The organism is Amycolatopsis sp. NPDC114504 (genome assembly GCF_055633595.1).
The window spans coordinates 1,103,524-1,125,531 of the sequence record NZ_JBVKDU010000003.1; the positions used below are offsets into that span (position 1 = coordinate 1,103,524).

At 71.6% G+C, this 22,008-nt stretch carries 18 protein-coding genes; 10 read left to right on the forward strand and 8 right to left on the reverse strand.

Features of this window, described 5'->3' with window-relative positions:
• Window positions 1-3 precede the first annotated feature (3 nt).
• The 6 genes from ACZ7PG_RS26655 to ACZ7PG_RS26680 all read left to right on the forward strand — a co-directional run bounded on the left by ACZ7PG_RS26655 (window position 4) and on the right by ACZ7PG_RS26680 (window position 8,023).
• Window positions 4-996 (forward strand): AAA family ATPase, encoded by a 993-nt coding sequence (locus ACZ7PG_RS26655; protein WP_470241788.1) that lies wholly within the window; start codon window positions 4-6, stop codon window positions 994-996.
• Window positions 997-1,402: 406 nt separating this feature from the next.
• Window positions 1,403-1,960 carry a hypothetical protein gene (locus tag ACZ7PG_RS26660; protein ID WP_470241789.1) on the forward strand — a complete coding sequence of 186 codons (558 nt, stop codon included), beginning with the start codon at window positions 1,403-1,405 and terminating at the stop codon, window positions 1,958-1,960.
• Window positions 1,951-4,686, forward strand: a complete 2,736-nt coding sequence (locus ACZ7PG_RS26665; protein ID WP_470241790.1) for a hypothetical protein — start codon at window positions 1,951-1,953, stop codon at window positions 4,684-4,686. Before ACZ7PG_RS26660 ends, ACZ7PG_RS26665 begins: the two co-directional genes overlap by 10 nt.
• Window positions 4,687-4,814: 128 nt before the next feature.
• The gene (locus ACZ7PG_RS26670) at window positions 4,815-6,035 is read left to right on the forward strand and encodes an acetyl-CoA C-acetyltransferase (protein WP_470241791.1); all 1,221 of its coding nucleotides are present in this window, start codon (window positions 4,815-4,817) and stop codon (window positions 6,033-6,035) included.
• 37 nt (window positions 6,036-6,072) lie between these two features.
• Window positions 6,073-7,620, forward strand: a complete 1,548-nt coding sequence (locus ACZ7PG_RS26675) for a hypothetical protein (RefSeq protein ID WP_470241792.1) — start codon at window positions 6,073-6,075, stop codon at window positions 7,618-7,620.
• Window positions 7,621-7,678: 58 nt separating this feature from the next.
• Window positions 7,679-8,023 carry a hypothetical protein gene (locus ACZ7PG_RS26680; RefSeq protein WP_470241793.1) on the forward strand — a complete coding sequence of 115 codons (345 nt, stop codon included), beginning with the start codon at window positions 7,679-7,681 and terminating at the stop codon, window positions 8,021-8,023.
• 44 nt (window positions 8,024-8,067) lie between these two features.
• On the opposite strand, the gene ACZ7PG_RS26685 is transcribed toward ACZ7PG_RS26680, so the two are convergent.
• From ACZ7PG_RS26685 to ACZ7PG_RS26700, 4 genes are all read right to left on the reverse strand, one after another.
• Window positions 8,068-9,603, reverse strand: coding sequence for a DHA2 family efflux MFS transporter permease subunit (locus ACZ7PG_RS26685; protein WP_470241794.1), 1,536 nt, complete (start codon window positions 9,601-9,603; stop codon window positions 8,068-8,070).
• Window positions 9,604-9,668: 65 nt separating this feature from the next.
• The gene (locus ACZ7PG_RS26690) at window positions 9,669-10,937 is read right to left on the reverse strand and encodes a YeeE/YedE family protein (protein ID WP_470241795.1); all 1,269 of its coding nucleotides are present in this window, start codon (window positions 10,935-10,937) and stop codon (window positions 9,669-9,671) included.
• Between the two features lie 167 nt (window positions 10,938-11,104).
• Window positions 11,105-11,797 carry an LppU/SCO3897 family protein gene (locus tag ACZ7PG_RS26695; protein ID WP_470242419.1) on the reverse strand — a complete coding sequence of 231 codons (693 nt, stop codon included), beginning with the start codon at window positions 11,795-11,797 and terminating at the stop codon, window positions 11,105-11,107.
• Window positions 11,798-12,002: 205 nt separating this feature from the next.
• The gene (locus ACZ7PG_RS26700) at window positions 12,003-12,836 is read right to left on the reverse strand and encodes a Bax inhibitor-1/YccA family protein (RefSeq protein ID WP_470241796.1); all 834 of its coding nucleotides are present in this window, start codon (window positions 12,834-12,836) and stop codon (window positions 12,003-12,005) included.
• 320 nt (window positions 12,837-13,156) lie between these two features.
• On the opposite strand from ACZ7PG_RS26700, the gene ACZ7PG_RS26705 reads away from it, so the two are divergent.
• The 4 genes from ACZ7PG_RS26705 to ACZ7PG_RS26720 all read left to right on the forward strand — a co-directional run bounded on the left by ACZ7PG_RS26705 (window position 13,157) and on the right by ACZ7PG_RS26720 (window position 19,131).
• Window positions 13,157-14,617, forward strand: coding sequence for a collagen binding domain-containing protein (locus tag ACZ7PG_RS26705; RefSeq protein ID WP_470241797.1), 1,461 nt, complete (start codon window positions 13,157-13,159; stop codon window positions 14,615-14,617).
• A 464-nt stretch (window positions 14,618-15,081) separates the two neighbouring features.
• Window positions 15,082-15,759, forward strand: a complete 678-nt coding sequence (locus ACZ7PG_RS26710; protein ID WP_470242420.1) for a class F sortase — start codon at window positions 15,082-15,084, stop codon at window positions 15,757-15,759.
• 100 nt (window positions 15,760-15,859) lie between these two features.
• Window positions 15,860-17,854 (forward strand): SDR family oxidoreductase, encoded by a 1,995-nt coding sequence (locus ACZ7PG_RS26715; RefSeq protein WP_470241798.1) that lies wholly within the window; start codon window positions 15,860-15,862, stop codon window positions 17,852-17,854.
• A gap of 116 nt (window positions 17,855-17,970) precedes the next feature.
• Window positions 17,971-19,131: a cell division protein DivIVA gene (locus ACZ7PG_RS26720; protein WP_470241799.1), complete on the forward strand. Its 1,161-nt coding sequence runs from the start codon at window positions 17,971-17,973 to the stop codon at window positions 19,129-19,131.
• Between the two features lie 165 nt (window positions 19,132-19,296).
• Here the strand turns inward: ACZ7PG_RS26720 and ACZ7PG_RS26725 are convergent, their stop codons facing one another.
• The 4 genes from ACZ7PG_RS26725 to ACZ7PG_RS26740 all read right to left on the reverse strand — a co-directional run bounded on the left by ACZ7PG_RS26725 (window position 19,297) and on the right by ACZ7PG_RS26740 (window position 21,836).
• Window positions 19,297-20,622, reverse strand: a complete 1,326-nt coding sequence (locus ACZ7PG_RS26725) for an amidase (RefSeq protein WP_470241800.1) — start codon at window positions 20,620-20,622, stop codon at window positions 19,297-19,299.
• A 39-nt stretch (window positions 20,623-20,661) separates the two neighbouring features.
• Window positions 20,662-21,264, reverse strand: a complete 603-nt coding sequence (locus ACZ7PG_RS26730; RefSeq protein ID WP_470241801.1) for a helix-turn-helix transcriptional regulator — start codon at window positions 21,262-21,264, stop codon at window positions 20,662-20,664.
• Between the two features lie 63 nt (window positions 21,265-21,327).
• Window positions 21,328-21,582, reverse strand: coding sequence for a WXG100 family type VII secretion target (locus tag ACZ7PG_RS26735; RefSeq protein ID WP_470241802.1), 255 nt, complete (start codon window positions 21,580-21,582; stop codon window positions 21,328-21,330).
• Window positions 21,579-21,836 carry a WXG100 family type VII secretion target gene (locus tag ACZ7PG_RS26740; protein WP_470241803.1) on the reverse strand — a complete coding sequence of 86 codons (258 nt, stop codon included), beginning with the start codon at window positions 21,834-21,836 and terminating at the stop codon, window positions 21,579-21,581. The genes ACZ7PG_RS26735 and ACZ7PG_RS26740 overlap by 4 nt, the downstream gene beginning before the upstream one ends.
• Between the last annotated feature and the right edge of the window lie 172 nt (window positions 21,837-22,008).

The window sequence follows — 22,008 nt, forward strand, 5'->3', positions numbered from 1 at the left end:
TCGATGACGCACACCACCGAGATCATGGACGCCGCCGGGTACGACGGCTCGGTGTACCTGATGACCGACGAGCTGAAGATCGCGGTGCGAGTCGCGCTCGCCACGGGCCGGCCACTGTTGCTGCGCGGCGAACCGGGATCGGGCAAGTCGTCCCTCGCGCCCTTCGTGGCCCGGGAGAAGAACTGGCGGTTCTACCGGCACGTCGTGACCGCGCGGACGCAGGCGCAGGATCTGCTGTGGACGTTCGACCACGTCCGGCGGCTCGCCGACGCCCAGCAACGGGCCGCGGAATCGCCCGCGCCCTGGCGGGACTTCCGGTTCGTCGAACCGGGGGCGCTGTGGTGGGCTTACGCGCCGCGGTCGGCGGTGCTCCGCGGATCCGCGGAGAGCGACGGGCTGCCGGCCGAACACCACGCCGTCGACCCGCGGGCACGGGAGAACGAGGGACGGGACCGGAACTGCGCGGTCCTGCTGATCGATGAGATCGACAAGGCCGATCCCGACCTGCCCAACGGCCTGCTCGTCCCGCTCGGGGCCGGGGAGTTCGAAGTCACCGAGACCCGGCGGCCGGTGTGCCGGGAGCTGCCGCCGGCGCCCGGGGGCGCGCCGGGACTGAGCAACCACCTGGTGGTGGTGACGACGAACGAGGAGCGGGAGCTGCCGGAGGCGTTCCTCCGGCGGTGCGTGGTCGCCTGTCTGCCGCCGTCCCGCGTCGAACGGCTGGTGGACATCGCGCTGGCGCACCACAAGGCCGAGGGCACCACCCCGACCGACGCCGACCGGAACCTGGTGCTGGAGCTGGCGAAGCACCTCGACAAAGCCCGCGCCGACGTCACGGCGGGCACGCGAAGGGCACCGAGCACCGCGGAACTGCTCGACACCTACCGCGCTTGCCGTCGGCTCGGGATCGGACCGGAGCAGAAACCGGAATGGGAGTGGCTGCTGAGCCTCAGCCTCACGAAGCAGCAGCCCGGCGCGGCCGGCCATGCGCGCTGAGATCTGGCTCGGCGACGTGGTCCGCGCGCTCGGGCGGGCCGGGATCTTCGATGTCGCCCGCCGTCGAGCCGTCGCGGACCTTCTCGGGTTCTCCGAAGGCGAGCAAGTCCGGTCGCTGCCTCCGTCGGTTCCGCCGAAATCGGCGGCTTCATCGGATCCGGCGGACGAGCGTCCCGCACCGCCTCCCGAACCAGCGCCGACGGAGCCGCCCCCGGACGAACCCGAGCCTCCGGACATCCAGTCCGAGACGCCGGAGCGGGAAGACCACGGTTTCTTCGTCGGACCGCCGGCGCCGGGTGCACCGCTGGCAGCGATACCGATTCCGCGCGCCGGACACCGGTTCCTGACGGCGCGACCGCCGCACGAGGGGCTGCTTCCGCCCCGGTCGGAGCGGGCGATCCTGCAAATGCTGCTGTCCCGGCCGGTGCTCGACGGTCCCTTCGACCTGCCCCGGCTGGTGGACGCCCTCGCGCGCGGCGTCCCGTTGCTCGATCTGCCGAGGACGCGGGTGCCGACCTCACGGTTCGGCGTGCAGGTCCTGGTCGACACCGGCGCGGCGATGGCGCCGTTCGCGGCCGACCAGAACGCGCTGGTCGAGCGGGTGTGGGGCGTCGTCGGCAAGCACGTGACCGCCGTCGGGTACTTCACCGGGACGCCGCTGCTGGGGTGCAGCGAGGTCCGAGGCGCACCGCGGAAGCCCTACCGGCCGCCTGCCGCGGGTGGCCGGGTGCTCTTGTTGTCCGATCTGGGACTCGGCGGCGGGCGGTACGTGCACGACCGGCCGTCGGACGGCGACTGGAGTTCGTTCACCAGGTTCGTGCGCTCGCGTGGGTGCGAGCCGGTCGCGTTGCTGCCGGTGGGACCGTCGCGGCTGCCGCACTCGCTCGGCGCGGGGATACCGCTGGTCAGCTGGGACCGGACGACCACGGCCAGCCTGGTCCGGGTGGTGACGCCGTGGAGGTGAAGAGCCCGCTGGAGGAGCTCGAATCGATCTTCACCGACGAAGTCACGTTCGGCGGGCTGCGCCCGGACGTCCAGCTCGCCGTGGTGCTCAGCCCGGCCACCCGGATCGAACCCGAGCTGCTGCGCTCGATGCGGCTGGCCGTGTTGCCGCGGCTGGACGTCTCCGCCGAATCCGACCTGTGGTTCGCCGACTGGGTGGGCATGCACGGCCCGGCCGGGATCTCGCTGCGGCCGGAGCTGCTGCCGGTACTGCGGCAGCGGCTGAAGAGGCTCCTGCGCGAGTGCCCCGGTGACGCGCCGGTCCACGCTGTCTGGGCGGTGCTCGCGGCCGCCCACGACGAGTCACTCACCCCGTTGCTGCGGCTCGAGGAACGGATTTCGGAGCTGGCGCTCACCGGTCGTGACGCCGAGCCCGAACTGAAGCGGGTGCTCTACTCGCTGACCGTCGAGGGCCGGTCCGGCATCGCCGACTGGGCGTACGGCGCTTGGAAGCGGCTCCCGCGCGAGGTGCTGCGGACCCCGACCGGCTGGCAGCTGGAGCAGGTGGTCAACGGAATGCTGAAACCCGAGCGCGTCGCGTTCGTCGAGCCACCCGAGGGGCTGCGGCCCGAGCACGTCGTCCAGATCGCCGGTGCGCTCAGCCGCCGTGAACTCGCTTTCACCCGGCACGGCGACCGACTGCACATCGGCGGCGAGCCCGCGGGCGAGAGCCTGGTCGTCGAAGTGCCCGATACGGAACCCGCGCTGCTCGGGATCCTCGCCGGCGACGGCGAGCACTCCGTGGTGGTCCCGGCCGGCAATGGGGTCTGGATCGACGTGCCCGAGGACGGGTTCCACGGCCGGCTCGGGGACGGCCGGACCGTCGGGATCGCCGTCCCGCCGGACACACCGGTCGCGCTCGCCGCGGCGGACCGGCTGCCCGGCAAGCTCCTCGCCCGGGCCGAACGACTGGCCCCGGCCGGGTGGGAGGCCGACGTCGCCGAACTGGCCGCCTGGCTCGCGAAGGACGAGCCGAAGGCCGTGCGGCTGCTCTATAGCGAGCCCGACCGGGGGCTGCGGCAGCTCGCGCACAACCTCGCCGCGACCGCTCGAAAGAAGGGCTGGGCCGTCCTGCGGCCGTCGGCCTCGGAGGGCCTGACCGGGAACGTCCCGCGAGGCAAGGTGCTCGTACTCGTGGACGACGCGGCCTGGTGGTCACCCCGGGACCTGGCCGCGCTGGTCGAGAGCCTGCCGCGGTCCGGGCGCGCCCGGGTGCTCGTCCTCGACCGCGCGGCTTCGTCCTGGTGGGAGGCGGTCCAGCACTTCCTCGGCCGAGTCGCGGTCAGCCAGCAGCGGGTGAAGCCGCCCGGTTCCGCGGCGTCTGCCGTGGCCGCCTCGGTCGACGCGTTCTGCCGGATGCTCGGCCGGCCGTCCCGGCCCGCGTTGCCGAGGTTGCCGAAGGCCGACTCCGCGCCCGAAGTGCACCTCGCCGCGCTACTGGCCGTGTTACGCGGCTCACCGGCCTACGCCGAGGGGGTCGACGAACTGGCCGCCAGGGCGCTCGAGCAGGAGACGGCCACGTGGAGCTCGTCGGCCACGGACCGGTGGAGCATGGCCTCGGTGGTCCTCGTGGCCACGCTGACCTTCCCGCTACCGCGTCAGGAGGCAGCAGACCTCATCGTGCGGTTGCGCGTCGCACCGCACTTCGAAGGCGCGGACCGGCTGCTCGAGGCCTACGAACAGTGGTACCCGTCGCCGCGCACCCTGGCCCGGCCGGGACCCGGCTACCTGGCCGAAGCCGTGCTGCGGCTGGCGCTCGACGGCACCGGCTGCCTCGGGCTGCCCGCGGAAAACGCCCGCGCGCTGGTTACCCGTCTCCTGGCGGACGAGTCCGAACCGGCGCGGCGCGCGGCCGGGGCGCTGATGCTGGCCGTGCCGTCGTCACCGGTTCTCAGAGACGCGGTGCTGGCGCGTCCCGAGCTCGTCCGGGACGCCCCCGGCGCGGTGGCCGCGCAGTTCGTCGCGCTGGCCGGGCGGGAAGTCCTGGAAACCTTGGCGGAGCGGCGTAGCGCGGGGAACCCGCTCGTCACCGCGCTGGTGCTCGAGCGCATGACCCGGCTGACCGGCGACCGCCGCCCGGACGAGCAGCTGCGGCTGCGCCGGGAGCTCGCCGACCGGCAGGCCGCGGCGGGTCTCGTCCAGCGTGCGGTCGGCGAACTGGACGGGGTCGTGCAGCGCGTGCGGATGCGCGCGACCGTCCACCCGGCGGCCAACCGGCCGCTCCTGCTCGCCACGCTCGCGGACTTCAGCACCCACCTGCTGGCCGCGGGGAAGAAGGAGGAAGCGGTCACGGCGGCGCACGAAGCCGTGGAGCTGTCGAAGAAGATGGATCGGGCGACCCTCACCCGGCACCAGCGGAAACTCGCGCACGCGCTGCTGCGCTACAGCACCCAGCTGGTCGAGCAGGGTCGCGCGCAAGGCGCGGCGGAGGCCACCGCGGAGGCGGTGCGCATCCACCGGGACCTCCGGACGCTGGGCGACAGCCGGTACGAGCCGGAGCTGGCAGCGGCGCTGGTCGAGCACGCACGGGTACTCGTCGGGACCGGCCGGCCGGCGGAAGCGGCCGTCGCGCTGCGGGAGTCGGTGACCGTGTTCCACGGCCTCGCGGACCGGCTGGCGGCCGCCTACGCGGGTCCGCTGGCCGAGGCGACCCGGCTGCTCGCGGAGCTGGACTCACGGGAGGTGTGAACCCGGGTCGGGCGGATCTCCCCGGAGAAGCTCACACCTCCTCCGACTTTCTCCCGGGCGGGCGACACGGCACTATGGTGAGCAACCGCTTAGCACGCTTAGCTCGCGATACGAGGATGTGTCACGTCATGCCTGAAGCCGTCATCGTCTCCACCGCTCGCTCGCCGATCGGCCGTGCCGGGAAGGGGTCGCTGGTCAGCATGCGGCCCGACGACCTGACCGTGCAGATGATCCAGGCGGCACTGGCCAAGGTGCCGCAGCTCGACCCCACCGACATCGACGACCTGATGCTGGGCTGCGGCCTGCCGGGTGGCGAGTCCGGGTTCAACATGGGCCGCGCGGTCGCCGTCGAGCTCGGGTACGACCACCTGCCCGGGTGCACCATCACCCGCTACTGCTCGTCCAGCCTGCAGACCACCCGGATGGCGTTCCACGCGATCAAGGCCGGCGAGGGCGACGTCTTCATCTCGGCCGGCGTCGAGACCGTCTCGCGGTTCGCCAAGGGCAGCTCGGACTCGTGGCCGGACACGCACAACCCGCTCTTCGCCGACGCCGAGAAGCGCACCGCGGCGACCGCCGAGTCCGGCACCGACAGCTGGACCGACCCGCGTACCGACGGCACCATCCCCGACGTCTACATCGCGATGGGCCAGACCGCGGAGAACCTGGCGCGGCTGAAGGGCGTCACGCGCGAGGACATGGACGAGTTCGGCGTCCGCTCGCAGAACCTGGCCGAGAAGGCCATCGCGGACGGCTTCTGGGCCAAGGACATCACCCCCGTCACGCTCGCGGACGGCACGGTCGTCTCGAAGGACGACGGCCCGCGCGCCGGCGTCACCGTGGAAGGTGTCTCGGGGCTCAAGCCGGTGTTCCGCCCGGACGGCCGCGTGACGGCGGGCAACTGCTGCGCGCTCAACGACGGCGCGGCGGCGCTGGTCATCATGTCCGACACGAAGGCGCGTGAGCTGGGCCTGACGCCGCTGGCTCGCATCGTGTCGACCGGCGTGACGGGGCTTTCGCCGGAGATCATGGGCTACGGGCCGGTGGAGGCGTCCAAGCAGGCGCTGTCCCGCGCGGGGCTGTCGATCGGCGACATCGACCTGGTCGAGATCAACGAGGCGTTCGCGGCGCAGGTCATCCCGTCGTACCGCGACCTGGGCATCGACCTCGACCGCCTGAACGTCAACGGCGGCGCGATCGCGGTCGGCCACCCGTTCGGCATGACCGGCGCGCGCATCACGTCGACGCTGATCAACTCCCTGCAGCACCACGACAAGCAGTTCGGCCTGGAGACGATGTGCGTGGGCGGCGGCCAGGGCATGGCGCTGATCATCGAACGCCTCTCCTGATCGCTCGAGACGACGAGGGCCGCCACCCGGAGTCCGGGTGGCGGCCCTCGTGTTTCGGCTCGGCGCCGAACCCACTTCCGGCGGCCGAACGGGGTTAAACTCGGGCTACGAACCGACGCCACGACGTTTGGTTACACCGAACATCGGCGTCCGAGTTGACGAACGTCATGTTCGGGCGGACCATACAAGTATGGGCTCCGACTCGATCCTGCACGCGCTGCTCTCCTCGGGAGCGGAGCGCGGCCTTTCCGAACTGGCGTCAGCAGCGGACAAGCGGCTGCGCCGGGAAGCGCCGTCCTGGACGGTTCCGTCAGTGGCCGAAGCCCAGCAGCTCGTCACGCTCGCCGAAGAGCTGCTCCAGTTGACTGTGACCGTCGAGCGGGCCCACGGCACCTCCTGGGAAGAGATCGGGGGCTCCCTCGGCATCACCCGTTCGACCGCGCATGGCCGGTTCTCCGCCGGCAGTTCGGAGGCCGGCCTCGCCGATCCCGAGCAGGAGCTCGCCGGCAAGGTGGACGCGGTCTTCGATATCGCGGAGAAGGCGAAACGACCGGTCACCAACAGCGCGGCCCACCTCGGCTCCGCCGCCCGGAGTTCCTTGATGACCAGCCTCCGCCGCCTGGCGAACGACCACAAGACGGCTCCTCTTCCCCGGATGCGTGCGGTCGAGCTGATCACCGCGCTCGAGCCGGAGCTCGGCGAGAATTCGTTGCGGGAGCTGGCCGAGTCGTACCGCCACGCCGCGCGAGACCAGGACGAGCCCGGAATCCGCGCCATCGAAGGCTCGGCCTACGCCCGCTTCATGGAGCAGCTGCCCGCCCAGAGCAACGTCGACAGCTCGATGACCGGCCAGGAGGCCGACTTCCTGGTCACCGCCTACCGGGCCGTCTTGGACCGCGTCGCCGGGCACACCACGATGGCACACCGGGCAGCGGGAAACCTGGCGCGCGCACTCCGGGCTCGCTTCCGCGTGCGGGGCGAGACCAGCGACCTCGACGAGGCCATAACGCTGCTCGACACGCTCACCGACGAGCCCGTCGGCGAGATGGATCGCCACGACTTGCGGGTCTGGCTGGGTTCGGCGCTCTTGGATCGCTTCAAGATGACGTCAGACCGCGGCGATCTGATCCGGGCACGGGAGATCCTCCTGTTCGACCTGGCGTCGGATCGGATCCCTTCACGCATGGTGGAGTCCGACCGCCTCGTCACGGCATTGCAGACGCTGGCCACGATCTTCGCCACGATCGGCGACTGGGACGAATCCGAGCGAGCCATCCGCGAGGCGTTCTCGCACCTGAACAAGTTCTCGAGCCGCCGGACGGGCGCCCCGGCGATCGGCGTCCGTCTGATGCTGGCGTGCCTCCACGCCGAGCGGGGTGCTCTCGAGCTGGGCCGAGCGGAGGCCGAGCGAGCCCTCGCCGACGCCAGAACCAACCTGAACGAAGACCACCCGTTGACGGACCTGGCTCGTCAGCTCCAGGTCACGATCCTCCTCGGCCTGAACCGAGGCGTCGACGAAATCCCGGACATCCTGCGGGTGCTCGAAGATCTGGGTCGCGCCATCCGAGGGCCCCGCCACCGCTAGCAGCCACCAGCACGAGGAGGTAGCCCCACGAACCGATCCCACACCACCGAGATCTCGAGTGCGCCGCCGCCGGCCGGCGAAAGCAGAACGGCGGCGCACCCAGCGTTCAACCACGAAAGGATCGAACAACGTGAAGGATAAACCCCCCGACCGGAGATGGCCCGCGCTCTTCGAAGCCGTCGTGGCCCACGGCCCGACCGGTGTCATCGCGCTGGCCCTGATCGTGGTCCTCGCCTGTGTGGTCACCGGAGTCTCCGCCGCTTTCGTCTACGCGATCGCCGCCCTCATCGCGATGATGATCATTCTGATCATCGTTGCGGGCGTCGTCCTGCGGCGGACCCGAGGAGGCGATGACTCCGACGACGATGACGCACCGAAACCGACTGAGCGGCAGAACCGCTGATCCGGCTCACCCCGGGACGTCGAAGCGTCCCGGGGTGAGCTCGTTCAGTGGACCATCACCGGCGGGGTGATCTCGTCGCCGTCTTCCGAGACCGCCGGTGCTGCCGGGCGGGACTTCGGGAGGAACAGCGCCGGGATCACGCACAGCACCACCAGGACCAGCGACCAGACGAACGTCGTCGAGAACGCGTCCGCCGCCAGGCCCGTTGCCACGGTGTGCGTCGAGGGGTTCAGGATCGCCGCCGTCGCCGCCAGCTGGCCCTGGGCCGTCGGGACGCCGAACTTGCCCGCCAGCAGGGCCGCCAGGATCGTCGCCATCACCGCCGACCCGATCGCGCCCGCCGTCTGCTGGACGATGTTCGTCGCCGTCGACGCTCGGGCCATGTCCTTCGGCTGCAGCGTCTGCAGCGCCGACGTCGTGATCGGCATCATCGTGCAGCCCATGCCGAGGCCCATCACGAACAGCGCCGACAGCAGCACCCAGTACGGCGTGGTCGCGGTGACCTGGGTCAGCATCGCCATCGACCCGACGAGCAGCACCATGCCCGGCAGCACGATCTTGCGCGCGCCCACCTTGTCGGCCAGGCGGCCGGTGATCGGCATCATGATCATCGCGCCGAAGCCCTGCGGGGCCAGCAGCAGCCCGGCGTGCAGCGTCGTTTCGCCGCGCACCAGCAGGAAGTACGTCGGCAGCAGCATCATCCCGCCGAGGAACGCGACGAAGAACAGCGACATCGTCACCATCGCCACCGTGAACGACCGGTTCTTGAACAGCCGCAGGTCCACCAGCGGGTTCGGCACCCGCAGCGCCCGCACCACGAACGCGACCAGCAGGACCACCCCGGCCAGCACCGGCAGCCACACCTCGACGGCGCCGAACCCGCCCGCGGACGGGATCTTCGAGACGCCGAAGATCAGCGCCGCCAGCCCCGGCGACACCATCAGCATGCCCGCGAAGTCGAAGCGGGAAGCCGTTTCCGGCTCGTCCTTCGGCAGCAGCCGCCACGACAGCAGCAGCGTGACGACGCCGATCGGCACGTTGATGAAGAAGATCCAGCGCCAGCTCACCGCGTCGACCAGCCAGCCGCCGAGGATCGGGCCGCCGATCGGGCCGAGCAGCATCGGCACGCCCAGCACCGCCATCACGCGCCCGATCCGCTGCGGGCCGGCCGCGCGGGTCAGGATCGTCATGCCGCACGGCATCAGCATGCCGCCGCCGAAGCCCTGCAGGACGCGGAAGATGATCAGTGTTTCGATGTTCCAGGCCGCCCCCGCGAGCATCGAGCCCGCCAGGAACAGCACGATCGCGATCATGTAGAGCCGCTTGGTGCCGAAGCGGTCGGACGCCCAGCCGGTGACCGGGATCACGGTGGCGAGCGCCAGCAGGTAGCCCGTGGCGACCCACTGGATGACGTCGAACGACGTCGAGAACTCGATCGTCAGCTTCTGCAGCGCGACGTTGACCACCGTGGTGTCGAGGATCGCCATGATGGCGCCCAGGACGACCACGGAGGCCACCTTCAGGACACCGGCGTCGAGCGCGTCACCGTTCGGCGCCGAGCCGGTTCTTTGCGTAGTCATAAGGAAGAGGTCCCCCGGTTTCGTGGATTCGTCCGCGAGGGTACCGGGGGACCCCGACAAAAACGTCAGCAGATGCTGTCGGTGGGCACCGGGTTGGCCAGCCCGAACAGCGGCCGCAGCTTCAGCCCGACCCACGTGCCGCCGAGCGCGAACACGCCCCACAGCCAGCCGTGCAGGCTGCCGGTCGAGATCCCGCCGAGGTACGCGCCGATGTTGCAGCCGCCCGCCATGCGCGCGCCGACGCCCATCATGATCCCGCCGAGGACCGCGGCGACGGCGGTGCGCCACGGGATCGAGCTGTGGATCTTCCACGCGCCCGCGGCCGCGGCGGCCACCGCCGCGCCGATCATGATCCCGATGTCGGTGAGGCTGTTCTTGTCCTTCCAGATCGGGCCGGCCAGCGACGTCGCGTTCGACTTCTGCCGCCAGAACTCCCACGACTCCGGGTGCAGCCCGAACACCTGCAGGATCTTGGCGCCCCACAACGAGAACGCGCTCGTGACACCCCAGATCCCGCCGGAGACCAGGAACACCGCGCCGGCCAGAACGCCGAGCACGACCGCGCCGGCGAGGATCGGCCACGAGCCGCGGAAGATCCGCGCGAGCCCGTGCGCGGTCGGCACGACGTCCACCGGCGGCGGCGTGCGGCGGCGCTGCACCACGCGGGTGACCAGCACGATCCCGGCGAGCACGGCGATCGTGATCGCCCACGAGCCGAACCAGCCGACGTGGTCGGCCAGCAGCACGCCCTTGAGCTCGGGCCAGCCGCTCAGCGCCGGGTACGCCCAGGTGTAGAGCACGGACCCGGTGATGAACCCGCCCAGCGTCAGCACGATCGTCGACTGGCCCGAGCCGACCGCGAACAGCGTGCCGGACGCGCACGCGCCGCCGAGCTGCATGCCGATCGCGAAGAGCGTCGCGCCGACGAAGAGCGCGAGCCCGAGCGGACTGGCCGTCGGCGCCGGCTTGCTGCCGAAGAGCCCGGCGCCGGTGCCCGCGATCAGCGCGATCAGCGTCGCGGCGGTGCCGAGCAGGAGGGTGTGGGCGCGCAGGCCCTGGCCGTTGCCGACGGCGATCAGCTGCCGCCACGCCGACGTGAAGCCGAACCGCGAGTGGAACAGCGCCAGCCCGAGGCCGAGGCCGAGCAGCAGCAGGACGCCGAACTTGGCGCCCTGGCTCGCCCAGACGTACCAGGTCAGACCGGCCGCGAGGACGCCCGCGACGGCCAGCGGGACCACGCGGACAGGCTCCTCCGGCTGCGGGACGGGCGCGGCGCAGGACGTGGGGAAGTCGAGGAACTTCTGTTCACCGGCAGGGGATTCGGTCGTCGCCACCAGTACTCCAGGCTCGGGCGGGAAGGACGACCCAAGTTAGGTCCGGTCATCGGTCCGGCGCAGCTCGTCGCACAGTGTGGGACGAACGGAGCAATCCGGGTACCCCTGAACGCGTCGAAGGCCTCCTCGCGGATCGTGCGAGGAGGCCTTCGCCGGACAGCGTGGTGCTAGTTGGTCTTGACGCACATCGTCGTCGCCGGCTGCGGGTAGATCGCCACGCGCGTGGCGTCCGTGCCCTCGCACACGCTGTCGCTCGCCTGGCCCGCGACGACCTTCACGAGCTCGGCGTCCTTCGTCGGGTCGGTGCAGGGAACCTTCTGGTAGCCCTTGGTCTGCGACGAGAAGTTCGTCAGGCAGTCGCCCTGCTTCGCGTTGATCATCAGGCACAGCTTGTACGAGCTGCGGCCGCTGACCGAGTAGGTGTCGTAGCCGGCGTCGGCGCCGCCCGGGCACTCGTCACTGGCGCTTTCGAGCTTGACGCCGATCTTGACGTTGGCCTTCGGGTCGTTGCAGTCGGCCTTCGCCGGGTCGTCCCCGCCCCGGGTGAACTCGGTGATCGACAGGCAGTCGCCGGCGTTGGAGCTGGCCGGCGAGCTGTTGAACGACACGATCCCCACGACGATCGCGACGACCACGACGACGCCGATGACGGCGAACTTGACGATGGTGCCGGTCTTCGACTTCTTCGGCACGGCCGGCGGACCGGGCGGGAAGCCGGGCGGCGGGTACTGGCCCGGCGGCGGGCCGTACTGGCCGGGCTGGCCCTGCGGCGGAGTGCCGGGCTGGCCGTACTGGCCCTGCTGGCCGAACTGCTGCGGCTGACCGCCGGGAGGCGGCCCGTAGGGATCGGGCTGACCCACCGGCTGCTGGCCCCCGGGGGCCGGAGGGGGAACGCTCACTGTGAACCTCACACATGTGAAATGAAGAACCGACCCGGACATCAAACACGCAGGGTGAGCACAGCCACAATCGGGGTCCCCATATGCACGAATTACCCACAGAAAAGGCGCCCCGTCGGTTACGGAGCGCCTTCACTGCGTCGCCTATCGGAACGGTGAGCCAGGGTCAATCGCGGAGGTAGGACAGCAGCCGCAGGATCTCCAGGTACAGCCAGACGAGCGTCGTCATCAGGCCGAACGCGGTGTACCAGGCCCACTTCGACGGCATGCCCTCGCGGATCATCCGGTCGGCCTGGTCGAAGTCGAGCAGGAAGCTGAACGCCGCGATGCCGATGCAGAGGATGCTGAAGGCGATCGCGAGCGGGCTGCCGTCGCGCAGCGGGTTGAACCCGAAGGCGAACGAGCTGATCAGGTTGAACAGCATCAGGATCGCGACGCCGACGACGGCCCCGACGATCCACTTGGTCAGCTTCGGCGTCACCTTGACCGCGCCGGTCTTGTAGACGACCAGCATGCCGATGAAGACACCGACGGTGCCGATGATCGCCTGCAACGCGATGCCCGGGTAGATCGCTTCGAACACGCCGCTCAGCGCGCCGAGGAAGAGCCCTTCGGCGGCCGAGTAGACCAGCGTCAGCGGGCCGCTCGGCTTCTGCTTGAAGATGATCACCAGCGAGATGACGAGCCCGACGATCAGCCCGCCGATCATCGCACCGATCAGGGCACCGGAGAGCCGGCCGGTCTCGGCCAGCTGGTTCTGGGCCCAGATCGCGGTGACGATCCCGACGAGCAGCGCGACGCCGAGGCTCATGCCGGTCTTGACGACGACGTCGTCGACGGTCATCGGCCGGTCGTCGTCGCCGGAGGTGACCTGGCCGGGGCCGTACCCGGGCACGCCGCCCTGGGTCTGGTTGAAGCCCACCGGGGGCCCGTACTGCCCGTGAGTCTGGGTTCCGCCGCGGGGCAGGTTGCGGAACGCCGGGTTGCTACTGGAACGCACCTGATCCTCCTGGATCTGCTGCTTCGTGGATCGACGCTGCATGGGGTTCAACGACCGCCGGGTACGTGCGGTTCCCGTCGAGTAAAGGCGACTTTACTCGACGGCAAGCCCGTGGCCACGGCAGACACGGTATGCGATCGAGATCACGACCGTTCGGGCACCGCCACCCGAAGGGCGGTAGACAGCCGAACCCGGTTCGAGCGACGCTCACCAGGCGTGCCCGGATCTTCACCGTACGCGCGTCGGGGAGTTGATCAATCGTGTGACCTGCGGCGACGCCGTTGTCGTCGCCGCGTGTCCGACGAAGGAGCCTACACACCATGAGGTGGTCAACACGCCCGCGCGCGAGCCTTCGCGCGCTCACCGGCCTGGTCGCCGTGATCCTGCTCGGCCTGCTCTCCGTGGCCGGGGCGCCCACCGCGGACGCCGCGAGCCGGGAAGGCATCGGCTACCGGATCGGCGGGCAGCAGGACGACCCCGCCGCCGCCGTCTGGCTGGGGTCGTACGTCGTCGGCGGGCAGCAGGTGTTCTGCGTGAGCTTCGAGCTCAAGGCGCCGGACACCGACGAGGTGTACAAGCCCGGCGACGAGCTGCTCACGAAGTGGGGCACGAAGCTGCCGGCCGACGAGGCGGCGAACATTTCGTACCTGCTGCTGCGCTACGGCGACACGAAGAACCCGGACGAAGCGACCGCGCTCGCGCATCTGCTGCACTCGTGGACCGCGGCGCCCCGCACCCCGGCCGACCTCGACAAGAACCTGCCCGCGGACAAGATCGCCTACGACGCGCCCGGGCACCTGAAGGTCATGCGTGCCGATCACCCGGCCGCGGCCGACGCCGTCGAGCGGCTGAAGGCCGAAGCCGAGGCGAACCGCGGCCCGTGGACCGCTTCCGTGACCACGCCGAAGGGCGACCAGCACCTCGGCCAAGCCGCCGAGTGGACCGCCTCCGTGAAGAACGCCGAGGGCAAGGGCATTCCGGACGTCGAGGTGAAGCTGACGGCGACCGACGCGACCCTCGGCGACGGCACGAGCGCGGCCGACACTGGGAACGCGAGCCCGCAAGCCGCCGCGAAGGACGTCACGCTGAAGACGGACGCCGACGGAACCGTGAAGGTGCAGGTGACCCCGACCGGCGACCAGCCGAAGCTGGTGGCTTCGCTGTCCGCGCCGGCCGACCGGCCCTACGTGCGGCTGCCGGTCGACACGACGAAGCAGCGCGTCGTCTCCACCGGCGGCGAGAAGGAGCTGACGGCACAGGGCGTCGTCGCGGTCGCCAAGCCGGGCCAGGTGAAGGTGACGAAGACGGACGCGAACACGGGCAAGGGCGTCGGCGGCGCGGTCCTGCGCGTCACGGGTGCGGACAAGAAGTCGGCGGCGGTCGGCCAGGACGGCAAGCCGCTCACGGGCGCCGACGGCAAGCCCGCGGTGGTCACCACGGACGGCACGACCGGCGGCGTGACGGTCGAGAACCTCCGCGCACCGCAGGAGATCTGCGTGGTGGAGGCCGGCCCGCCCCCGGGCTACACGAACGCGTACGACCCGACGAACCCGCCATCGGCGTGCGGCACGGTGCAGCCGGGCGAGACGTTGGCGTTGACGGTGGCGAACAAGCCGAACGAGGTGCCCCGAGCGATCCCGGCCGGCGACGCACCGGTCGCGCAGGCCAGGGGCGTGGTCGAGACGAGCTATTCGGCGCCGGGCTTGGCCGGGCTGGGACTGCTGGTGCTGCTGGGCACAGGGCTGGTCGGCTTCGCCGCGCGGCGGGCTTCGCGCAGGTAACCGGAATGGCGAACAGGGACTGGCAGGAAGAAAGCTGGTTCATCGACGACTGGCACCGCGGAGATGAGCCGGCCGGCGGGCAGGTGGGCGGCGGCCGGGCCGACGCCGGCTCGGCAAGCGGCCACGCGGGCGGAGCGGGGGCTGGCCGGGCCGGAGCGGGCTCGGCTTGGGCGGCAAGCGACCCCGCGGGCAACCCGAGCGGAGCGGCACCCGGCTGGGCCGAAGCAGGTCCGGCCTGGGCGGCCGGCGCCCACCCGGCCCCGGCGGCAAGCGACCCCGCGGGCCGCGCGGGCGGAGTGGCACCCGGCCAGGCCGGAGCAGGCGCGGACTGGGCCGAACCCACCTGGGCACCAAGCGACCCCGCGGGCAACCCGGCCGGACCGGCACCCGGCTGGGCCAACCCAGCCTGGGCCGCAACCGACCCCACCGACCAATGGGCCCGCCCAAAACCGAAGCGCGGCCGCTTGATCGCCGGCTTCGCCCTCGGCGCCGCAACAGTCCTCGCGGTGCAGTTCGGCTCCACCGTCGTCACCTCGCCGCCGGTCGCCGTCGTGGCCGGGACCGCACTCCCCGCCGCCGGTGCCGCCGCGCCCGCGGCCGCTCCGACCTCACCCTCACCGACGACCACCCCGTCCGCCGCTCCGGCCGCGCAGACGCCGCCGCCGACGCCGACCGCGGCCGTCCCTCCCCCGGCACCTCCGCCCCAGCAACCCGGCACCGTCCGGCTCCCGGCCGGCGGTACCGCCGCGCTGGTGCGCAAGGACCTCGGCCCCGGTGGTGAACTGCCCGTCCCGAACGACCTCGGCCAGGCCACCTGGTGGGGCGCCGGGCTCGAGGCCGCCGGTGGGGCGAGCGTCTTCGCCGGGCACGTCAACTGGCGGGGCGCCACCGGCCCCTTCGCCGAGCTGTGGAGCGCGCGGATCGGCGGGGAAGTGACCATTGTGGACAGTGCGGGCAAGACCTGGCGCTACCGGGTCTCCCAGCTGGTCACGGTGCACAAGAACGACCTGCCCGCCCGCGCCGACGACCTGTTCGGCCAGTCCGGCCCGCACCGCGTCGTGCTGGTGACCTGCGGGGGCCGCTGGGTCGGCGGCTCGGACGGCTACGAGGAGAACCGGGTCGTCATCGCGGACCCCGAATAAGTTACTCGTGAGTAACTTCACGTTCCGGCAAGGTGGTCACTGACGGCCGCATGCAGCAGAATGCCCAGGGTCAGGGATGCGGGCGAGAGGTGTGAAGACGATGGCGACGTTCTTGGTGACCGGGGCGACCGGACTGATCGGGCGCCAGTTCACCCGGCTGCTGCTCTCCCGCCCCGACGACGACCGCGTCGCGCTGCTGGTCCGCGCGTCGAGCAAGGCGAAGCTGGCCGCGCTCGTCGACCAGTGGCCGCACTCCGACCGCGTCACGCTGGTCACCGGCGACCTCGGCGAGCCGCTGCTCGGCGTGTCCGAAACGGACCGTGAGGAGCTGCGCGGCAGCGTCGACCACGTCGTGCACCTGGCCGCGCTCTACGACCTCACCGCCGACGACGACGAAAGCATCAAGGCCAACGTGGACGGCACGCGCGCCGTCGTCGCCCTCGCCTCGGACCTGCGCGCCGGCTGCCTGCACCACGTGTCCTCGGTGGCCGTCGCGGGCGACCACGAAGGCGTCTTCACCGAGGAGATGTTCGACGCGGGCCAGCGGCTGGTCACGCCGTACCACCGGACCAAGTTCGAGGCCGAGAAGATCGTCCGCGAGCAGGACGAGGTGCCCTGGCGGGTGTACCGGCCCGCGGTCGTCGTCGGGCACTCCGAGACCGGCGAGATGGACAAGATCGACGGCCCGTACTACCTCTTCCCCGCGATCAACCGGCTCGCCGGGCTGCCGGACGTCCTGCCGCTCGTCGGCCCGGACCTCGGCGACACCAACATCGTGCCGGTCGACTATGTCGCCAAGGCGCTGCTGGAGCTGGTCGTCAAGCCCGGGCTCGACGGCCACGCCTTCCACCTGGTCAACCCCGAGCCGCAGCCGGTCGTCTCGGTCTACAACGCCTTCGCGAAGGCCGCGGGCGCGCCGACGATCACCGTGCAGCTCGGCGAGGGGCTCTCGAAGCGGATCGTCGGGCTGGTCAAGCTGACCGAGCACATCCCCGGCGTCACCATCGCGCGCGACGCCGTGATGGAGCGCTTCGGCATCCCGCCGGTGCTGCTGGAGACCATGGCGTTCCCGTCGGTGTTCTCCTCGGCCGAGACGCGCAAGGCGCTGGCCGGCAACGTCGAGGTCCCCCGGCTGGAGGAGTACGCGCCGACGCTGTGGCGCTACTGGCGCGAGCACCTCGACCCGTTCCGCGCGCGCAAGCACGGCCCGCGCGGCGAGCTGGACGGCCGTCGCGTGATCATCACCGGCGCGTCGTCGGGCATCGGCCGGGCGACGGCTCTCAAGGTGGCTGCCGCGGGTGGCGTCCCGCTGCTCGTCGCGCGCCGCCAGCACGAGCTGGAAGAGGTCCGCGACGAGATCGTCGCCGCCGGCGGCACCGCGTCGGTGTACCCGGCCGACCTCACCGACGAGGACTCGGTGCACAAGGCCGTCGACGCGATGCTGGCCGAGCACGGCCGGATCGACATGCTGGTCAACAACGCCGGCCGGTCGATCCGCCGCTCGATCAAGCTGTCGTACGACCGGATGCACGACTACGAGCGCGCGATGGCGATCAACTACTTCGGCGCGGTCCGGCTGATCCTCGCGGTGCTGCCGCACATGTCGGAGCGGAAGTTCGGGCACATCGTCAACGTGTCGTCGATCGGCGTCCAGGGCATCGCGCCGCGCTTCTCGGCGTACGCGGCGTCGAAGGCGGCGCTGGACTACTTCTCGCGCATCGCGGCGACCGAGACGCACGGCGACGGGATCACGTTCACCACCATCCACATGCCGCTCGTGCGCACGCCGATGATCCGCCCGACGAAGATCTACGACGCGTTCCCGACGAAGTCGCCGGAGCAGGCCGCGGACATGGTGATGACGGCGCTCCTCGAGCGTCCGAAGCACATCGGCACCCCGGCCGGGCAGGCGATCGGGCTGGCGTACACGCTCACGCCGGGCCTCACCGACGCCGTCGCGTACCAGGGTTTCCGGATCTTCCCGGATTCGACCGCGGCGGGCGGTTCGGGCGAGCTCAAGATCGGGCGTGGCGAGAAACACCTCTCGCGTGCGGCGATGGCTCTCGCCCGGCTGTCTCGCGGATTCCACTGGTGACGCAGCGTTTCCGGGGTGCGGCCATTCCGGCGACGCACCGCCGGGAGCGCGACACGTGTTGGTGATTTGTTAAGCCGAAGGGCGTAAGCGGACGGTGCCCGGGTACGGTCGGGCGCATGGTTCCTGAGCGCGACCCCGCCGCAACCGCCCTCAACGGCCTTCTCCCCCTTCGTCGTGAATACACGCAGGCCTGGCACGGCTTCGACCGCAACGAAGTGCGCCAGTACCTCGACCACGTCGAGGCCCAGCTGCGCCGCGTGCTGAGCGAGCGCGACGCCGCGGCTTCGCAGGCCGCCGCCGCGACCCGCGAGGCCGAGTCGGCCCGGTCGCAGATGGCGGCGCTGGAGGCGCGCATCGAGGAGCTGAAGAAGCCGCCGGAGCGGCTCGAGGACCTCGACGAGCGGATGCAGCGGACGGTCACGCTCGCGCAGGCCCGCGCGGACGAGATCATCAAGCGCGCCGAGGCCGCCGCGGAGAAGACGTGGGCGGGCTCGACCGAGGCGTCGACGAAGCTGCGTGAGCGGTACTCGCGGCTCGTCACGGAGCTGGACAAGCAGGCCGACCTGCTGCACTCGGAGCACGAGAACGCGCTTTCCGAGACGCGCGCGGAGGTGCAGCGGCTGACCGTCGAGGCGGCCCAGCGGCGCGAGCTGCTGGACAACGAGGCGGAGCGGAAGCGGCGGAAGCTCGAGCGCGAGTTCGAGTCGTCCCAGGCGGCCCAGAAGGCGGCGCTGGAGAAGCACGTCGCCGACCAGCGCACGGCGAGCAAGAACCAGGCCGAGCGCCGGCTCGCGGAGGCGACGGCCGAGGCGAATCGGCGGCTCGACGAGGCCACGGCGGAGGCCCGTCGCCGGCTCGACGAGGCGACCACGCAGGCGGCCCAGCGCACGACGGCGGCGAACCGCAAGGTCGAGCGGCTGGCGGAGATCCGCGAGCAGGCCCGCAAGAGCCTGGCGGCGGCGGAGGACATCCTCAACCGCAGCGAGACGCAGCTGGCGACGCTGCCGGAGGAAGCGGTGATCCCCCAGGCGTCCAAGCTGGTGGGCGGCGATTCTCCGGAGTCCGCGACCACGCCGTCGGCTCCGGTGGTGCCGGTGGTCCAGCCGTCGATCCCGGCTTCGGCCAAGCCGGCGGTGAAGGCCGCGGCGCCGAAGCCCGCTCAGGCGGCGAAGCCGGCCAACGCCCCGAGGCAGAACGGCCCGGCGACCAAGCCGGCGAACGGGAACGGAAACGGCGTGAAGCCGCTGTCGCCGACGGCGAGCAAGCCGGGTTCCTGAGTCTTTTGCGCTGAAGGCCGCCTCGAGTGCTTCGGGGCGGCCTTCAGCGCGTTCCGGGGCTGAGCAGCCCCCGTTTTCCACGCTACCGGCGGGCGCCGACGGTTCCGGCGGTCCGCGGGGTCCGGGAGCCGAGTTGTCCCCAGGGTGCGGTCGTTGTGGACAACGTCAGCCGCGGGCCGTCCTGGGCCAGGGGTTCGCCGCCTCCAGCTGGGCCGCCAGGCCCAGCAGCAGTGACTCCCCGCCCGGCTTCGCCACCAGCTGGACCGACGTCGGCAGTCCCGATCTCGCCGACCGGCCCACCGGGACCGTGATCGCCGGGTAGCCCGCCAGGTTCCACTGGCCCGTGAACCCGGCCAGGCGCGTCGACGGCAGCACGTTCGCCAGCCACCTCCGCTCGTGCCACCGCCCCGCCTTCACCGGCCAGTGCGACAGCGTCGGCGTCATCAACACGTCGTGGGACTCGAAGTACTCCGCGGCCCGCGAGACCCACCGGTCACGCGTTCGCGAGCGGATCAGGCCCGCCCGGGACAGCGCGCGGCCCACCCGGACGTGCGTGCGTGTCCGGCGCTGGAAACGGCTGAAGTCGAACCCGGTGGCCTGCTCGGCCGGGCCCGCGCACCAGCGGGCCGTCATGCCCAGGACCATCGTCGCCGGGTACCGCGGTGCCGACGGCGACACCGCATGCCCCGCCGACCTCAGCAATTCCGCCGCCTGTGAGACCGCCGCGACCAGCTCGCGGGGCACCGGCGTGCGCAGCAGCGGCACCGTCGTCGACGTCCCGATCCGGGAAACCGGCGGCGTCGGCACCTCAGCCAGCGAAGGCTCCGACGCCAGCACCGACACCAGCAGGGCCGCGTCGGCGACCGTCGTGGCCAGCGGGCCGTGCACCGACATGCCGAACCAGCCGCCCTCCGACAGCACGCCCGCGCCCGGCTTCAGCCCGACCAGCCCGCACATCGCCGCCGGCAGCCGGACCGAGCCCATGCCGTCCGTGCCGTGGGCCAGCGGGACCAGCCCGGCCGCCACCGCCGCCGCGCTGCCGCCGGACGAGCCGCCCGAGGCGTACGTCGGGTCCCAGGGGTTGCGGGCGATGCCGTCCGGGGTGTCGCTCATCGGCCAGACGCACAGCTCCGGCACCCGCGTCAGCCCGACGAGCACCGCGCCGGCCGCCCGCAGCCGGGCCGCGATCACGCCGTCCTCCGCGGCGGGCGACGACGGCCCGGCCAGCGAACCGTGCGACGCGTACTCGCCCTCGATCTCCGTGACGTCCTTGACCGCGACGGGCACCCCGGCCAGCGGCAACGACGCGAGATCGGGCCGCGCGGCAACCGAAGCGGCCTCCGCGAGAGCCTCCTCCGCCCGCACCCGGCGGAACGCGCCGACGACGCCGTCCGCCGCGGCGATCCGGTCGAGCGCTTCCTTCGTCACCTGCACCGGATCGAGGGTCCCGGCTCGCACCGAAGCCGCGATCTCTGCTGCCGTCGACACCATGATCGCGACCCTAGCCCACGAAACGCCGGAAGAACCGGCTCAGATCGCACCCGCGCGCAGGGCGTAGGCGACGGCGTGGGCGCGGTTGTTGAGGCCGCAGCGCGTCATCAGGCCGTAGAGGACGTTCTTCACGGTCCGCTCCGAGTAACACAGCTTCGCGGCGATCTCCTCGGTACCGAAGCCCTCGGCGACCAGCCTCAGCACGTCGCACTCGCGGGCGGCGAGCCCCGACAGCGTCAGCCCGTTCGGCTCCAGGACGTCCTTGCGCATCCGCTGGACCTGCGAAAGCAGCGCCCCCTGCAGCCGCGGCGGCAGGTTGGCCGTGCCGTCGCCCGCGGCGAGCACCGCCGTCACCAGCTCGGCGCCGCCCGTCTCGCGGCGGGGCAGGATCGCCACGACGCCGCTCTCCAGCACCGACATCAGGTCGCTCTCGCGGAAGTGCTCGACCACCAGCACGACGTGCGACGCCTTCGCCGCGCGGACCTCGCCCAGCACCGCCTCCGTGACGTGCTCCTCCATCACCAGCAACACGTCGGGCACGAGGTCGGTGATCCGGACGTCGGGATGGGATTCCAGCAGGGTCACCGCGCCGGCGTGCGTGATCGGGTCCGAGGCGAGGACGGTCACTTCGACGGGCTTCATGGCAGCAGTGTGACCGGCCGGTCTTCACGCCTTCCCTATTCCGTCTTCACGCGCGTGAAGACGTCACCGGCCGCCGCGGGCCAGCTCCCCGACGGCCTCCCGCGCGCGCTCCAGGCACGCCGGCATCCGCTCGGCCGCCCGGCCCCAGTCGCGCTTCGCGCGCAGGTAGTCCTCCCGCGCCTCGGCGGTCCAGCCGGACAGCTCCGGCTCCACAGTGGACTCCAGCTCGGCGAGCAGGTCGCCCAGCTCGCCGGTGATCTCCCCCATCCGGTCCAGCACCAGATCGGCGAAGCCGAAGTCGAGCTCGCGGCGCGTCATGACCGCCGCTGCCGCGGGACGCCGCCGCCGGTCAGCTCGAACAGCCGGACCAGCCGCGAGTGGATCACGTCGAACTCCTGCTCCCAGTCGCTCATCGCCTGGCCGAACCGCACCGACGCCTCACCGCGCCACGACGCCTGCGCCAGCGCCATCTCGCTGGTGACGTCGCGCAGGTGGGCGCCGGCCGCCTCGATGGCGTACGCGAAGCGGACAGCGGCCCGCTTCATGTCCTCCGTCGGCTCGGCTGTGGCCATTTTCGGGCTCCCTCGAGGTCTCGGCGAACCGAGCGTCGCGCACGCCACGGCCCGGCGGAACCCCGGCCGTCCGCCGTTGCCCGAATGTCCGCCATCCTTGCCTGCCGGTTCACGGTGGCCGCGTATGCTCACGTCAGGCATCCGGCGTGTGACGGTTCGTCAGCGCACGAAG

Coding starts and splice junctions, on each gene's coding strand:
- ACZ7PG_RS26725 (WP_470241800.1), bottom strand. CDS start 20,622: ATGGTGTCGACGGCAGCAGAGATCGCGGCTTCGGTGCGAGCCGGGACC.
- ACZ7PG_RS26720 (WP_470241799.1), top strand. CDS start 17,971: ATGGTTCCTGAGCGCGACCCCGCCGCAACCGCCCTCAACGGCCTTCTC.
- ACZ7PG_RS26655 (WP_470241788.1), top strand. CDS start 4: ATGACGCACACCACCGAGATCATGGACGCCGCCGGGTACGACGGCTCG.
- ACZ7PG_RS26660 (WP_470241789.1), top strand. CDS start 1,403: ATGCTGCTGTCCCGGCCGGTGCTCGACGGTCCCTTCGACCTGCCCCGG.
- ACZ7PG_RS26685 (WP_470241794.1), bottom strand. CDS start 9,603: ATGACTACGCAAAGAACCGGCTCGGCGCCGAACGGTGACGCGCTCGAC.
- ACZ7PG_RS26670 (WP_470241791.1), top strand. CDS start 4,815: ATGCCTGAAGCCGTCATCGTCTCCACCGCTCGCTCGCCGATCGGCCGT.
- ACZ7PG_RS26735 (WP_470241802.1), bottom strand. CDS start 21,582: ATGACGCGCCGCGAGCTCGACTTCGGCTTCGCCGATCTGGTGCTGGAC.
- ACZ7PG_RS26705 (WP_470241797.1), top strand. CDS start 13,157: ATGAGGTGGTCAACACGCCCGCGCGCGAGCCTTCGCGCGCTCACCGGC.
- ACZ7PG_RS26715 (WP_470241798.1), top strand. CDS start 15,860: ATGGCGACGTTCTTGGTGACCGGGGCGACCGGACTGATCGGGCGCCAG.
- ACZ7PG_RS26730 (WP_470241801.1), bottom strand. CDS start 21,264: ATGAAGCCCGTCGAAGTGACCGTCCTCGCCTCGGACCCGATCACGCAC.
- ACZ7PG_RS26740 (WP_470241803.1), bottom strand. CDS start 21,836: ATGGCCACAGCCGAGCCGACGGAGGACATGAAGCGGGCCGCTGTCCGC.